Genomic DNA, 14542 nt, shown 5'->3' on the forward strand with positions numbered 1-14542 from the left:
TTAAAAATATTTTGCTTGTCTTCTTCGCTAGTGTAGGATAGTAAGTGAAGAAACGAGGAGGATAGGCTATGAAACAACAGATGAAAAAACGGTTGAGCTGGGTGATATTGGCCGGCATCCTCATTGTCGGGGCGTTACTCGCTTATAATTTTTACGTTCTCTTTAATTTAAATGGTGAAGAGAAAGAACAGGTCGAACCTTTTTACTCAAATGTCGTGATCGGATACCAAGAGCGTAAACTTCCGAAAGAAGGAGAAAAACTCGAAGAACGGGAATATCTTGTCACATATGACGATGACGGACATTTTGTCTCGGAAGTCGTTACAGGTCCGAATGTCGGTGCAAAAGCAGAATGGGACGGAGAGACGTACTTGGAGTTTAACCCGGATGGGGAAGAGGTTCTACGCCAAGAAACGAATTCAGGAGCAGTTGCGCCACACCCGTTCTTGTCACGTGCCACGAACGAACAGATTCGTAAATGGCTTGATGATGGTACTCTTGGTTCAAGTGAAGGAGAGACGAATTTAGTTGGACGTACTGCACAAGCTTACGTGAAGTCCGAAACAGCTGAAGCGGTTCCGAAAGAATGGATTGAAAATTATCCATCGATTTTCAGAGAGGAAGAAAATAAAGAAACAGTCACATATTATGTCGATGCGAACGAACGAATTTTGCTCGCGGCAGAATCGCGGAATAACGGGAAGTTATTCCATTCGATTCGGATGACATCTTTTGAATCAAGATAATCCGATGGGGAGCAGACATGATGTCGGCTCCCTTGTCGTCTGAAAGGGAGAACAGGATGAAACAAATTCAAGTAGAACAAGTTCAAACGGATTTGGCGAACTGGGAAGCGGGCGAAAAAATCAATGAAGCAGCATTGTTATCCTATGCACATTGGTCTCGAGCGACTCAGCATCAAGAAGAATTGATTCGTTCGTTGACCTTACTCGCAACGAATCGGCTCGAACAAAGGGAGTCGATGGACCCGTTACTAAACCGTTGGGTAAAAGAGTTGGAGTCGATGAATGCGTTACCCAATGAGTTGCGTCTATTTCAATTGAATGAGCTGTTGCGCCGTTCGAAGCAGGCACTTCAAATCGATTGGCCGACACTACGGGAAGCAGATTATGCATCGATGAAGGTACAAATTTTGACGGAGTACGAGTCTAAAACATCAGCACTACTCGACCAACTCGACCAACTCCATGATGAAGTAGAGACTGCAAAATCGGATTTGCGTGATTCCGAATGGCGAGGTCAGCTCGAGAAATTGTTTGAGGCGATTATCGAGGCAATGCAAGAAGTCGCATCTCTCGAAGATGATACGGCGTCCTTGCTTGCATCGATGCAAGGGAACTATTTCAGTCGGGAAGCGTTTCGTCGGTTCGGGGAACGTGTGGGATTCGTTAAGGAGCGACTGGACACAATCTGCAATCTGTTACCGGAACGTCAGAGCGAAACTCGGTCGAGTGCAATTGAATCACTCGAGGAGATGATTGGACTCGAGAACATTAAAGAGCGGGTGAAGGCGTGGTATCGCTTTCTTCTCTTCCAAAAAGAACGAGAGAAAGCAGGCTTCTCTTCCAAGCATCAGCCTTCCCTCCACCTCGTTTTCACAGGAAACCCGGGAACCGGCAAGACGACACTTGCAAGGCTTATGGCAGAAATCTATTTCGAGCTCGGTTTGCTCGGTCGTCCAGATCTCGTTGAGGCGGATCGCTCGAGCCTTGTCGGAGCATATGTCGGCCAAACAGAGGAACAAGTGATGAATAAGGTGAAGGAGGCAGAAGGTGGCGTCTTGTTCATTGATGAGGCGTATGCGTTAAAGCGTCAAGATGCGAGTGGAAGCGATTATGGACAAGCAGCCATCGATACACTTGTCGCAGCAATGACGAGTGGTGAATATGCCGGGAAGTTTGTCGTCATCCTTGCCGGTTATCCAGAGGAGATGCGCCATTTCTTACTCGCGAACCCGGGCTTGCGTTCAAGATTCCCTGAATCGAATCATTATGAGTTACCGAACTATCGTGACGAAGAACTGGTCGCCATCGGAGAAAAAGTGGCGCAAGAGAACAATTACGTATTGACCGAAGATGCAAAACGTGCGCTACTCTCTCGAATTGACCGGGAACGAGTCGATTTGACATTCGGGAACGCCAGAACCGTCCATAACATTTTACTTGATGCGATGTTTAAAAAAGGATCACGGTTTGGAGCAGATGCCCCTCTAGACGAAATGGCCCTATTGACGGAAGAAGACTTCGAACAGCCGATGGATGAATCGTCTCCGACTTCTTTAGATGACCTTGTCGGTATGGAGGAAGCGAAAACGCAGTTGGCAGAGATTGAAGCGCTCGTAAAGATTCAGAAGAAACGAAAGGCGCTCGGTTTGAAGGCTGCACCCGTCCAACTCCATATGACGCTTACAGGAAATAGTGGAACTGGGAAGACGACCTTTGCGTACTTGTATGCACAGATGTTGAAACGCACAGGATACTTGAAGCGGGGACATGTTAATGTCGTCAGTCGAGCCGACTTGGTCAGTGGCTATGTAGGACAGACAGCTCAAAAAACAAAAGAAGCAATCCGTGACGCACTTGGTGGCGTATTACTCATTGACGAAGCGTATAGCTTGAATGGGGGAGTGAACGACTACGGTCGGGAGGCGATTGATACGCTTGTTGATGAGATGCCTAAACATGGTGAGAACCTTGTCGTCGTCCTTGCGGGATATGAAGGGCCGATGCGCAGGTTGATCGAATCGAATCCAGGGCTGAGCAGTCGGATGAAACGCACGATCCATTTCGCTGACTATTCACAAAGTCAATTGGTGGAGATTGCTATAAATTATGCGAATCAGTTCGGATACGTGATAGACGATGAAGCGGTTGAAGCATTGGCGACTCGATTGGGAGAAATTAAGCACGCGAATGCACGAACTGCTCTTTCCGTCATTGATGAGTCGATTGCGCGTCAATCGTATCGTATCGTTTCGAATGAAGAGGAAGAAGCGTCTCTTCAACAGTTATTAGTAGTAGATATTAAGAGTAAGTTATAATATACTGGCGGTAGGAAAGAAGGATGATTCAATGCATACGATTCAAATTCCAGTAAGATATCAAGAAACGGACATGATGGGAATCGTCTATCATGCCAACTATTTGGTTTATTTAGAGATTGCGCGTACTGAATTGTTACGACAACTTGGGGTCGAATACAAAGATATGGAAGAGGCGGGATTTGTTTCACCCGTGACGAACGTTACTGTCGATTATAAACGGAGTGTGACATTCGGTGATACGGTCCATGTCCGCGTATGGGTTGATCAGTATTCGAAAGTCAGAACGATTTATGGGTATGAGTTGACGAACCAACAAGGCGAACTTGTCGGTAAGGCAACGACTACACATGTGGTCGTCAAACGAGGTGATTTTAAACCGATTCGCCTCGATCGTGAATTTCCAAAATGGCATGAGATGTACATGAGCGTCATGAATCCTGTCTAAGAATCTTCTGTCTTCGTACCGTCAGTGTGGTATCATATCTTGACGGTACTTTTTGATATTTAGAAAGGGGAAGATCGCATGCGTTATCCATCATTCCTGATGGTTTGCGGCGCCTTGACGTTTACATTGGTCGGTTGTACGACAAACGAGCAAGTTGAACCGAAAGAACCAACGACACAGTCACCAACAATAGATGAATCACAGACATCACCAAACTCAGATCGTGAAGACGATGTGGATACGGAGTCACCTACTGACGAAGAGTCGACAGATGATAAACCAGAAGTCGACGGACAGCCAACTGAACCGGATCCATCTACAGAGACGGAACCAACGATACCTGCCCAACCGATTGAGATAGATGGTGTGGCAAACTTGGAATTAGATGAATTAATTCTTGTGAATAAACAGATTGCATTACCGGCAAATTATCAGCCCGCCGATTTAGTTGAAGCGAATATTGATTTTGTTGATTCGACGGTCGGTGAGCGCCGGATGTTGCGTAAAGAGGCAGCAGTGGCGATTGAACGTTTGATGAAAGATGCGAAAACGGAAGGGATTGACTTAAAGGGGACAAGCGCATTTCGTTCTTACGCCTATCAAGTGAATCTATTCAATGCTTACGTCGAACGCGATGGAAAAGAACAAGCCATGAAGTATTCCGCTCCTCCAGGTCATTCTGAGCATCAGACTGGCCTTGCAATCGATGTATCGAGTGCATCTGTGAACTATCAACTCACTCAAAACCTTGGCGAAACGGTTGAAGGGAAATGGTTAGCGGACCACGCCCATGAATATGGCTTTATCATCCGCTATCAACGAGCGTTTGAGGAAGAAACAGGGTATATGTACGAGCCGTGGCACTTACGCTTTATCGGTATGGAACATGCCAAACAAGTGCATACTTTAAATAAACCATACGATCGTTATATTCAGGAATTTATGAAGTAAGGGGAATTGCGATGCCATATATGATAGAAATCATGATTATACTTTTAAGCTATTTACTCGGGGCGATCCCGTTCGCACTCATCATCGGCAAGATTGGCTACCGAGTAGATGTACGTGAACACGGAAGTGGCAACTTAGGGACGACAAATACGTTTCGAGTCCTTGGAAAGAAAGCCGGTATCCTTGTTTTGCTCGGAGACATGGGGAAAGGGTTCGCAGCGGCGCTGTTACCACTTTTATTTGGTAGTGAGATGAGTTTGCTCCTAGCTGGGATTCCTGCGGTCATTGGGCACTCTTATCCGATTTTTGCGAAATTCAAAGGTGGTAAATCAGTCGCAACGAGTGGTGGAGTTCTCCTAGCGGCATTCCCGTGGTTCTTCTTTGTCGTTGTCGGTACGTTTATTGTGACACTTCTCATCTCTCGAATGGTGTCCCTCTCTTCCATGGCTGCGGCGGCGGTCGGACTCGTGACGGCAACGACGTATAGCTTATTGACGAAAGATTGGTTACCGTCAATCGTTATCGTGCCACTGGCATTATTTATCATCATCAAACATCGTACCAATTGGCAACGTATACGAGCGGGGAAAGAACCGAAAGTTCCACTCTTTCAAAAAAAGCCTAAGTCTTGATTCATACAGGCGCGTCTATTGAGGACGTGCCTTTTATTGTGTATTGTTGTTGATTTACATAAAAAAGAAACAAAATCATGTTGGATTTGCTCGTTCTTTACTTTCACTTTACGTTAAATTTACATCCGTTCGTTACACTAGAAAAGGAATGATTTTAGTGGAGGAGGCAGGGATGTGTCTTTAATCGGTGAAGAGCGTAAACAAAAAATTGTCGAATGGGTTGAACGGGAAGGCAAAGTGAAAACGAGTGAGTTGATTGAACGTTTGAACGTTTCTGGGGAATCGATTCGACGTTATTTAGAAGAGCTAGAGAAAGAGCATCGGATTAAACGCGTATATGGGGGCGCGGTCCTTCATCAAAGTATGTCCTTTCAGCCCATTGTCATTGCAAACATGGATGGAATTCGCCGCATCGCCTATACAGCATTTCAGTTAATTCCAGATGATACATTATTATATATCGGGCACGGAGTCGCGGCCGAACAAGTGGCATCCCGGTTGCGTGGACGCAATGTGACAGTCGTTACCCCATCTTTGACGGTGGCGAAAGCGCTATTTGAACAGCGAGCAAAAGGTGTGCTCGGTGGCGAGATTCAGTTATTAGGTGGTACAATCGACCCGAAACATCTCGTGACGACCGGTGAACAAGTTCTCGCACAACTCCAAACGTATAGGTTTGACCTTGCGGTTATGTCTGTCGAAGGGGTTGATGCATCGCTCGGTTTGACTTGTGATGCCTTCGGACTCACTAGTATCACCCAAGCAGTGATGTCTCAGAGTCGCGAGACGTACTTATTGACAGATCATACTCAATTAAACCAACAAAAACGGTATCGGGTTTGTGATTTTTCAAAGGTGACGGCCATCATCTCTGATTTTCCGGAGCCACAAGAATTTAAAGGCGTCTTAGCCGAACATGGTGTGGACTGGAAGTTCGCGCCTTAAAAGGAGAGATTACATGAAAATAGAAGTGATTGTCACGACACTATCAGAAGCCATTCAGGCAGAGCATCTTGGGGCAGACCGACTCGAACTCATTGCTGATATGGGAAATGGGGGGATCACCCCTAGCTTTGGAACGATTCGAAATGTTGTCGAACACGTATCGATTCCCGTACATGTCATGATTCGACCTCATACACGTTCGTTTCATTATAACGAAGACGATGTTGAAACGATGCTTGCAGATATCGGTCTATGCCGCGAACTCGGAGTGGATGGGATTGTGTTCGGTGCATTGACAAAGGACGGAGCGATTGATGAGCGAATCTTAGGTGAGGTTATCAAACATAAAGGGGAGATGACGCTCACCTTCCATCGTGCTTTCGATGCATCTCGAGATGTGTTTGAATCAATCGAGGTACTGAATGAATATCCTGAAGTGGACATTTTGTTGACATCCGGTGGTGCAAATACTGCGATTGAAGGAATTGAAGTGTTGAATCGGCTTAAAGAACAGGCAGGAATGACGATATTGCCTGGTTCCGGCATTACGTTTAAGACAATGCCTTCTCTACAAGAGCGACTCGTTGTAGATATGGTACATATCGGGAACGGCGTGCGAACAGATGGACAGTTCGATGAATCGAAATTCAAACAACTACGAGGGTAACACGATGGCAGAAAACAGTCGAAAGACTGTTTTTTTGCTATAATGAAAGAAAATGATAAGTGTAGGTGAAGTCATGCAATCTTCTGTTTACAAACAATACGCTCTTCGAATGCTCTCTGGGAAATGGGGTGTGTCTTTACTCGTTGTGTTGACCGTCATGGTCATTCAGGCGATGATTACGACACGTCTCGACCTCTCGACGAACAATCCCGAAGTCCTCATGAGCTCGGTTGCACTCCTGTACGGGGCGACGGTCTTGCTTGCGCCGATAGAGCTCGGAAAGAACTGGGTCTTTCTTCAGGTAGCCAAAGATGAAAAGCCAAGTTTTGGTCTATTGATTGAATCGTTCGGTTCGGTCAAAGAGTACGGGCGAGCCGTGTCGTACTATGCCGTATTCTATCTGGGACTCAATGTGCTGATGTTGTTCCTCATCGTGCCGGGAATCTGGTTTTATTTGACGTATCGTATCGTCCCATTCATCCTACGGGACGAACCGAAGCTATCTGCATTTCAGGCGATGCGAAAGAGTCGTCAGATCATGAAAGGACATAAACGGACGATGCTGAAGTTGTTCGCAAGCTTCATCGGGTGGTATGCGCTCGTTCTTCTCACAGGAGGACTAGCATATATCTTCGTCACTCCGTATCTACAGACGGCTATTTCTGGCCTTTATTTAGAGATGAAAGCATCCTATCAAGCAAAACAACCGGTCGGGTAATCCGACCGGTTGTTTACGTTCAATGCTGATCTGTCTTTTTAGGATTGGGGGCATCTTCAAAATCATGTTTTTCCTCTTCCGAAGCATCCGCATGCCACTTCTTCGCTTGTTCAGTGGCAATTGGTATTGCTTTAGTTTCGGAATAGCCTTGCGCGAGCAATGCATTCGCGATATCAATGGCTTTCTTTTTTACGAGTGGGTCGAAGTTTTTCAGTGATTCTGGATAATCTTTCATGTTCCATGGCACGAAAATCGCCTCCTTCACTCATACTAATTCCACAAATGCTTGGTTTCAAACTTCTTGATGGATGTAGTAATCGATGAGCGCTTGGGTACCGTTCTCTCCGTAACCATTCTCCTCGAGGATATTATAGAGTCGGTGGGCAAGCTCGAGTCCCGGCAATTTCAAGTGAAGATCATTTGCACTCTCGATGGCGAGGGTCATATCTTTGATAAAGTGTTTAATAAAGAAACCAGGAGCGTAATCTTCAACAATCATGCGGGGAACAAGATTCTCGAGCGTCCAGCTTCCGGCTGCTCCTCCACGGATCGTACGGATGAGTGCTTCTGGGTCAAGACCTGCCTGCTTACTGAACGCCAGCATTTCTGCGTTCCCCATCATGATTCCAGCGATGGCAATTTGGTTGGCGAGTTTAGCGTATTGACCGCTTCCGGCATATCCCATCCGTTCGATTGCTTGCCCCATCGCTTCAAATAATGGCTTTGCTTTGTTGAAGGCAAACTCACCACCGCCGACTAGAATGGAAAGTGTTCCATTTTTGGCCCCGACGTCCCCGCCTGTGACCGGCGCATCGAGAGGGAGAAGACCCCGGTCGATGGCAGTTTCTGCGATTCGTTCAGCGAGCTTTGGCGACGAAGTTGTCATGTCAATCAATATTGTACCCGGTTCGGCTGAGTCGAGAATATTCCCATCTCCAAAATAGATGGACTCGACATCTGACGGATAACCGACGATTGTGATGACGGCATCGGCGCCTTCGCAGACGTCTTGTATCGATTCGCACCATGTCACACCCTCGTCGAGGAGATCTACCGCTCTTTCTTTCGTACGTGTATAGGCCTGCACGTCAAATCCATGTTTCATCAAATTTCGTACCATCGATTGTCCCATGACCCCTAGTCCGATAAAACCAATTGTCTTCACGTTGATTGTCCCCCTAGTAATTGTTGTGAAACGAGTCGCTTATAAAGTTCGTTCTCATTTAAGAGTTGTTCATGTTGCCCGATTCCGCTAATACGACCGTCTTCTAAGACGACGATTTGGTCAGCGTGTCTGACTGTTGATAGACGATGGGCAATTACAAGTGTAGTTCGTCCGACCATGAGACGGTCGAGGGCTTCTTGAACGACACGCTCAGATTCTGAATCAAGACTTGATGTTGCTTCATCGAGCAATAGAATTTGCGGATTACGTAACAACGCCCGCGCAATCGCGAGACGTTGTCGTTGCCCACCAGACAATCGAATACCTCGCTCTCCAATTTCTGTATCGAGCTGTTTAGGCATCGCCTCAATAAATGACCACGCATTCGCCATCTCGCACGCCTCTCTGATTTCTTCATCGCTTACATCCTGTTTAAGTCCATAAATAATGTTTGTTCTTACGGAACCGGAAAGGACAGGAGAGTCTTGTGCGACATAACCAATGATTTGACGCCACATATCACGTCCGTATGACTGAATCTCGCGTTTTCCATATCGTATCGTACCTCCTGTAGGTAAATAGAATTGTTCAACGAGGGAAAAGAGAGTCGTTTTTCCGGCACCGCTGCGTCCCACGATGGCGGTCGTCGCTCCAGGCGAAACGTGAAGGGTCAATCCTTGAATCACCGGTTCCGTACCATAGTGGAATGCTACATTTTCAAATGAAAGTTCGGCTTGCTCGATCAGTTCTTCACGCGCGCTATACGGTTCAGGACTGACATCAAGCAATTCAGCGATTCGTTCAGTAGCACCACGCGCCTTTTGGAGTCTCGTCAGAAATTCACTCATTGTGATAAGTGGCGTGATGATTTGGAACAAGTACAACATAAACGCGAGCAGTTCGCCTGTCGATAATGCTCCGGTCGATACACGATAAGCGCCGAAACCAAGAATGGTAATCAACATTCCGGTCAATGTGACATTAAGGAGCGGGATAAGAATCGCTTGAATGCGCCCTTCCTTTACTCCATAGTCGAACAGTGTCTCGATTTTGGCTCTACCAGTTTGCACTTCCGTCTGTTCCGTTGCCTGTGATTTCACGAGTCGGATTTCACCGAGCAATTCGGCAAAGAATCCGGAAAGATTTCCAAGTTCTTGTTGTGTCTCTTTCGCAATGATTCGAAGTTTACGACCGAGCGGAATGACGATGATTAGTGTAGTTGGCACTGAGAACAAGATGACGAGTGTCATTTGCCAATCAAGTGTGAACAGTATGGCGACAGCACCGACGACCGAGACGAGAGAGGTCAATAGGCGCACGCTTTGCTCGGATAATAGCTGCTGAAGCGTTGTCGTATCATTGTTTAATCGGGAAACGAGTTCACCAGACTTGATTCCATCGTAGAAAGGAACGGGCAATTTAACAAGATGGGTCCACAATGTCGTCCGCAAATTGGCGACAACACGTTGACCGACAATATGTAGCCAGTAAATCGAAACAGCGCTCGTGATGACTTGAATGAGAAAAGCGATGATGAAGTACGCAATCCACTCGGGCGTCAACAGGTCGCTACTCCAACGGTCGACCACGCGTTGCAGAATAAGCGGAATGGCCAGTGATGCAGCTGCTTGAAGGAGCGAAATAAGAATGGCGCCGACAAACAATCCTTTCGGAGGATTCGCAATTTTAAAGAGTTGAAAAAAAGTTTGCCATGTAGATGATTTCATTTTTGGAACATCCTCCTCTCCTCTTACTTTCGCTGTTTCAAAAACGGGTGTCAAGACGTCGAATCGAACGATTGAGTCATGCTAGAATAAGAAGAAGAGGTGATAGGTGATGAAATGGATTCACACGGCCGATTGGCATCTAGGAAAGATTGTCCACGGCCGTCATATGACACAAGATCAACGGAATATATTATTCCATTCGTTTTTGAACATCGTTGACGAGGAACAACCGAATGCAATCATCATCGCAGGTGATTTATATGACCGTGCCGTCCCACCGGTCGAAGCTGTCGATCTACTTGATGAAATGTGGCGGGAGCTCGTATTGAAGCGGGAAATTCCGGTTGTCGCTATCGCGGGAAACCACGATTCGGCAGAACGTCTTGAGTATAGTTCTAAGCTGTTGAGACAGGTGGGACTTCATATCGTCGGTAAACTAATTCCAGATGAAGGTCCTCTTGAAGTCGCCGGGGTTCCGTTTTATCCAATCCCGTTCCTCGAACCGGCTCGAGTGCGTCACATTCTTGGCATCGATACGATTCGTACTCATCATGACGCATTACAGGCAGTCATTGAAGCGTACGGAGTAATCGACAAAAGGGCGGTGTCGGTCGGGCACAGCTTTGTGGCAGGTGGACTTGAGACGGATTCGGAACGACAATTATCGGTCGGTACCGCCGGTCAAGTCGCGAAAAGCTTGTATGAACCTTTTTCATATACAGCTCTAGGTCATCTACATAATCGTGATGCGATTCAGGCGGAAGGAATCGCTTACAGTGGTTCCTTAATGAAATATTCATTCTCTGAGGTCAACCATGAAAAATCAGTCGATGTCTTGGAATGGGACGGGCAATGGAAGCGGCGACGCCGGACGTTGACACCAGAGCGAGATATGCGACAACTCACTGGAACACTGAATGAACTCCTTTCGCCATCTTTTTATCAAAAGCAACAAACGGATGACTACCTTAAAATTGTTTTAACTGACGATAAAGCGCTATTTGACCCAATGGCAAAACTGCGCACTGTATATCCAAATATTTTACATCTCGAATTGGAGCTGTTACGACGTCAGGAACAGACGTCCACGTTTGAACGAGAAGCACTTGAACGGCAATCGGTTGAAGAAGTCTATTTGCAGTTCTTTGAAGCTGTACATGACCAGGGTGCTTCCGATGCCGTGAAACAAATGATTGAAGAAGGTGATGTCACATGAGACCGGTTGAGTTGAAGATTCAAGCATTCGGTCCGTATGCGGAACGCGAAGAAATTGACTTTACACAGTTAGTTGGTCGCTCGATGTTTGTAGTGAGCGGTCGGACGGGTGCTGGGAAGACAACAATTTTTGATGCGATGACATTCGCGCTCTATGGTCGGGCGAGCGGAGCACTTCGAAACGCGAGTGACTTTAGAAGCCAATATGCACAACCTGAAATGAGGACAGAGGTGGACTTTTCATTCACGATTCGTGGTGACCGCTATCGAATCGTACGACAACCTCAGCAACCCCATCCGAAAAACAAGACACCAATCCCACATGAAGCGGTGCTGTACGAGTGGGAAAATGGATGGAAACCGTTGGCGACAAAAGTAAATGAAGTTCAAGAACAAATCGAATCGATTTTACAACTATCGTATGAACAATTCAGTCAAATCTTATTGCTTCCTCAAAATCAATTTAGACAATTACTTGATTCGAACTCAAACGAGAAGCAACAAATTTTACAATCGATCTTCAAAACAGAGGCGTTTCGTGCCTTTCAAGAGAAATGGGCAGAGCGATATAGCGTTTACCGAAAACAAGTCGAATGGTCGGTCGAACGGACTCGACTAAAGTTATTGGAACTCGAAGACGATTCGATTGAAGAAGTTTCGACGAAATCGATTGATGAGATTGAGCGATGGCAAAACGAACGGGAAGAAAGATTGATTGAAACATGTGATGCTGCTAGTAGCACAAAACAGATTCATGCAAAAACGCTCAATCAAGTTCGGAACGAGTTCGAAGAGGCAAAAACACTCATCAATCTGTTCGTGGAGCAAGAACAGACAAAGCAGGCACTTGAAGCTTTTTTAAGTGGAGAATCGCTTCGAAACGAGCGACGGGAACTGCTACAGAACTTAGAAGCCGCAGCGAGCATTCGGCCAGTCTTTGAACGTTTATTGGAAATGGAGCAGCAAGTTCACCGGCTGACCATGGAAGAGCAAAATTCCTCGACGAAACTTGAAAAGTTGAAAGCCACTCAATCGACTTTAATCGAACAGCAATCAGCTATTGAAGCGGACAAACAAGAAGTCATCACCCATCAAGAGCGACTTCGGGTAATTGATGAGATGATGCCCCGAATCAAAGAACGTACGTCTTATATGACGCTTCGAGATCGATTGGCGCAACGGGCGCATGGTTTGGCTGACTTTTCAAAAGAAGCTCGACTGCAAGAGCTTCAAGAGCAAGAACAACAATTAGTTGAGGGACTGAAGACCGAGCCTACCGAACGCGCGGTTGATGTTGAACGGCATGTGGACCGATTGATGCAATTGGTATCACTTGAAACGAAGGTGGAAGGGTTATCGAAGCAACTCGCCGAGTGTGAACGAACGGGTAAAGACATTCAGCGACAGCATGCGACCCAGCAGGACGTGGTGTCCACTTATAAACATCAGGAACGACTGATGTTAGCAAGACAACTTAGCGAATCGCTCGTAGACGGAGAACCGTGCCCGGTATGTGGTTCCCGTCATCATGAAACCCCACAGCACGAGGAGACATCTGTAAACGTTGCTGAGCAGAATGAAGCTTTAACGCGTCTCGAAGAACTGTCTACACGTTTGATTGAGGCGAGAGCGGACTATCGTTCGCTCCATCAACAACTCGAAACAGTTCAAAGAGAATTTGACGAAGTGTCTAAAGGCGTAAGATTGGATAAATCGTTAACGGAAGAAGTCAAGAAATGGAGTGTTCATGCTGAGACGTTGCAACGTGATGAACGAATGCGTCAAGAGCATGAACGGACGTTACGTCAATTAACAGTCGAAATCAGACAGCTTGAGCAAGAGCGGCGTAATCAATTTGAGGAGCGTCAACGTGTCCTCTCCGAACTTGAAATGACCCAACAAAAGCTTCACGCTTTAGGTCAAGCAGAAGAAACAACGCTTGAAGCGTTACAATCAGAACGCATTGATCGACAAAATCGTTTAACGGGACTCATGAAAAAAGTAGAAACGTATGAGCATGAGTTCGAAACTGGGAAAAAAGCAATGTGGAAAGAGGAAGAACGACTTTCTGTGACGCGTGAACAACTGAACGAGGCGAATAAACAGTATGGTGTGCAACAAGCGCTTTGGTTCAAACAATTAGATGCGACACATCTGACTCGTGAACGCTACGAAGAGCTCGCCAATCAAATCGATCAACGTACGATAATTCGTGAAGAACTGCAACGTGAAGAGGAAGAAGGGGTTCGACTTCGACACTATAAACAAATGATTGAAGAGAAACTCGGAAGTGTGGAGCGGCCAGACTTACAGTGGATCGAAACAAAAGTGAAGGAAGCCGCTGAATTGTATGAGCAAGCATCGGAACATTTGATCACCGCTCAGGACACCTTGTCTCGACATCGTCAAATCGTTTCAGAATGGAATGCCCTTCTTGAGGATACGGCGCTTGAAGAGAAGAAGTTAGAAACAATCAAGTTAATTGCGGATACCGGAAAAGGAATTAATCCGCAGAAAATGACGTTTGAGACATATGTACAAACAGCTTTCTTTGATCAGATTCTATATGCTGCAAACATTCACTTGGATCAAATGACAAGCGGGCAGTTCCGACTTGAACGTAAGGTAGAGACTGCGAAAGGAAATGCCAAATCCGGACTCGAGTTACTCGTTTTTGATGCGTACACCGGTCAATCAAGACGCGTCCAAAACCTTTCGGGAGGGGAAGGGTTCAAGGCGTCGCTCTCTCTCGCCCTCGGACTTGCGGAAGTAGTGCAACATTTGAGTGGGGGTGTCAGTCTCGAAACGATGCTCATCGATGAAGGATTTGGGACACTTGATGCCGAATCCCTTGACCAGGCGATTGAATTATTAATGTCTCTGCAGGCGACGGGTCGCCTCGTCGGGGTCATCAGTCACGTGCAAGAATTGAAAGATCGCGTCGATGCCCGAATCGAAGTGAAAAAATCTAGAAGCGGGTCATCGATCCAGCTGATTGTGGAGTGAAAGTTGT

General features: G+C 46.3%; 13 protein-coding genes. 10 read left to right on the top strand and 3 right to left on the bottom strand.

Translation table 11 applies throughout. The features are described from left to right. Positions 1-68: 68 nt before the first annotated feature. The 8 genes from P400_RS0108925 (at position 69) to P400_RS0108960 (ending at position 7422) form a co-directional block, all read left to right on the top strand. Entirely contained in the window at positions 69-746 is a 678-nt protein-coding gene (locus tag P400_RS0108925) for a hypothetical protein (RefSeq protein ID WP_026825866.1), read from the top strand. Positions 747-802: 56 nt separating this feature from the next. Next, the gene (locus P400_RS0108930; protein ID WP_026825867.1) at positions 803-3061 is read left to right on the top strand and encodes an AAA family ATPase; all 2259 of its coding nucleotides are present in this window, start codon (positions 803-805) and stop codon (positions 3059-3061) included. Between the two features lie 31 nt (positions 3062-3092). Next, on the top strand, positions 3093-3509 hold the full coding sequence (locus P400_RS0108935) for an acyl-CoA thioesterase (protein ID WP_026825868.1): 417 nt from the start codon (positions 3093-3095) through the stop codon (positions 3507-3509). Between the two features lie 78 nt (positions 3510-3587). Further along, positions 3588-4460 carry a M15 family metallopeptidase gene (locus tag P400_RS15080; RefSeq protein WP_034771026.1) on the top strand — a complete coding sequence of 291 codons (873 nt, stop codon included), beginning with the start codon at positions 3588-3590 and terminating at the stop codon, positions 4458-4460. Positions 4461-4483: 23 nt separating this feature from the next. Further along, a complete protein-coding gene (plsY, locus tag P400_RS0108945) occupies positions 4484-5092 on the top strand; it encodes a glycerol-3-phosphate 1-O-acyltransferase PlsY (RefSeq protein ID WP_167330588.1) in 609 nt (202 codons plus the stop codon). Between the two features lie 174 nt (positions 5093-5266). Further along, positions 5267-6037, top strand: coding sequence for a DeoR/GlpR family DNA-binding transcription regulator (locus P400_RS0108950; RefSeq protein ID WP_026825870.1), 771 nt, complete (start codon positions 5267-5269; stop codon positions 6035-6037). Positions 6038-6050: 13 nt separating this feature from the next. After that, positions 6051-6704 carry a copper homeostasis protein CutC gene (locus P400_RS0108955; RefSeq protein ID WP_026825871.1) on the top strand — a complete coding sequence of 218 codons (654 nt, stop codon included), beginning with the start codon at positions 6051-6053 and terminating at the stop codon, positions 6702-6704. 73 nt (positions 6705-6777) lie between these two features. Next, positions 6778-7422, top strand: a complete 645-nt coding sequence (locus P400_RS0108960; RefSeq protein WP_026825872.1) for a DUF975 family protein — start codon at positions 6778-6780, stop codon at positions 7420-7422. Positions 7423-7441: 19 nt separating this feature from the next. Here the strand turns inward: P400_RS0108960 and P400_RS15085 are convergent, their stop codons facing one another. From P400_RS15085 to P400_RS0108975, 3 genes are read right to left on the bottom strand one after another with little or no spacing between them, the layout of a single operon-like run. Continuing rightward, positions 7442-7669: a DUF2188 domain-containing protein gene (locus tag P400_RS15085; RefSeq protein WP_034771451.1), complete on the bottom strand. Its 228-nt coding sequence runs from the start codon at positions 7667-7669 to the stop codon at positions 7442-7444. Between the two features lie 45 nt (positions 7670-7714). Then, entirely contained in the window at positions 7715-8587 is an 873-nt protein-coding gene (locus tag P400_RS0108970) for an NAD(P)-dependent oxidoreductase (RefSeq protein ID WP_026825873.1), read from the bottom strand. Continuing rightward, on the bottom strand, positions 8584-10314 hold the full coding sequence (locus P400_RS0108975; protein WP_026825874.1) for an ABC transporter ATP-binding protein: 1731 nt from the start codon (positions 10312-10314) through the stop codon (positions 8584-8586). Before P400_RS0108975 ends, P400_RS0108970 begins: the two co-directional genes overlap by 4 nt. 109 nt (positions 10315-10423) lie before the next feature. Here P400_RS0108975 and P400_RS0108980 point away from each other — a divergent pair, with 109 nt between their 5' ends. Continuing rightward, the gene (locus tag P400_RS0108980; RefSeq protein WP_026825875.1) at positions 10424-11530 is read left to right on the top strand and encodes an exonuclease SbcCD subunit D; all 1107 of its coding nucleotides are present in this window, start codon (positions 10424-10426) and stop codon (positions 11528-11530) included. Continuing rightward, entirely contained in the window at positions 11527-14535 is a 3009-nt protein-coding gene (locus P400_RS0108985) for an AAA family ATPase (RefSeq protein WP_026825876.1), read from the top strand. Before P400_RS0108980 ends, P400_RS0108985 begins: the two co-directional genes overlap by 4 nt. Positions 14536-14542: the final 7 nt, after the last annotated feature.

The organism is Exiguobacterium marinum DSM 16307 (assembly GCF_000620845.1).
Taxonomy (GTDB): domain Bacteria; phylum Bacillota; class Bacilli; order Exiguobacteriales; family Exiguobacteriaceae; genus Exiguobacterium; species Exiguobacterium marinum.

What these genes read in the sequence shown, in the direction of transcription:
- P400_RS0108925 (WP_026825866.1), top strand. Translation starts at nt 69, where the DNA reads ATGAAACAACAGATGAAAAAACGGTTGAGCTGGGTGATATTGGCCGGC.
- P400_RS0108930 (WP_026825867.1), top strand. Translation starts at nt 803, where the DNA reads ATGAAACAAATTCAAGTAGAACAAGTTCAAACGGATTTGGCGAACTGG.
- P400_RS0108935 (WP_026825868.1), top strand. Translation starts at nt 3,093, where the DNA reads ATGCATACGATTCAAATTCCAGTAAGATATCAAGAAACGGACATGATG.
- P400_RS15080 (WP_034771026.1), top strand. Translation starts at nt 3,588, where the DNA reads ATGCGTTATCCATCATTCCTGATGGTTTGCGGCGCCTTGACGTTTACA.
- P400_RS0108955 (WP_026825871.1), top strand. Translation starts at nt 6,051, where the DNA reads ATGAAAATAGAAGTGATTGTCACGACACTATCAGAAGCCATTCAGGCA.
- P400_RS0108960 (WP_026825872.1), top strand. Translation starts at nt 6,778, where the DNA reads ATGCAATCTTCTGTTTACAAACAATACGCTCTTCGAATGCTCTCTGGG.
- P400_RS0108975 (WP_026825874.1), bottom strand. Translation starts at nt 10,314, where the DNA reads ATGAAATCATCTACATGGCAAACTTTTTTTCAACTCTTTAAAATTGCG.
- P400_RS0108980 (WP_026825875.1), top strand. Translation starts at nt 10,424, where the DNA reads ATGAAATGGATTCACACGGCCGATTGGCATCTAGGAAAGATTGTCCAC.
- P400_RS0108985 (WP_026825876.1), top strand. Translation starts at nt 11,527, where the DNA reads ATGAGACCGGTTGAGTTGAAGATTCAAGCATTCGGTCCGTATGCGGAA.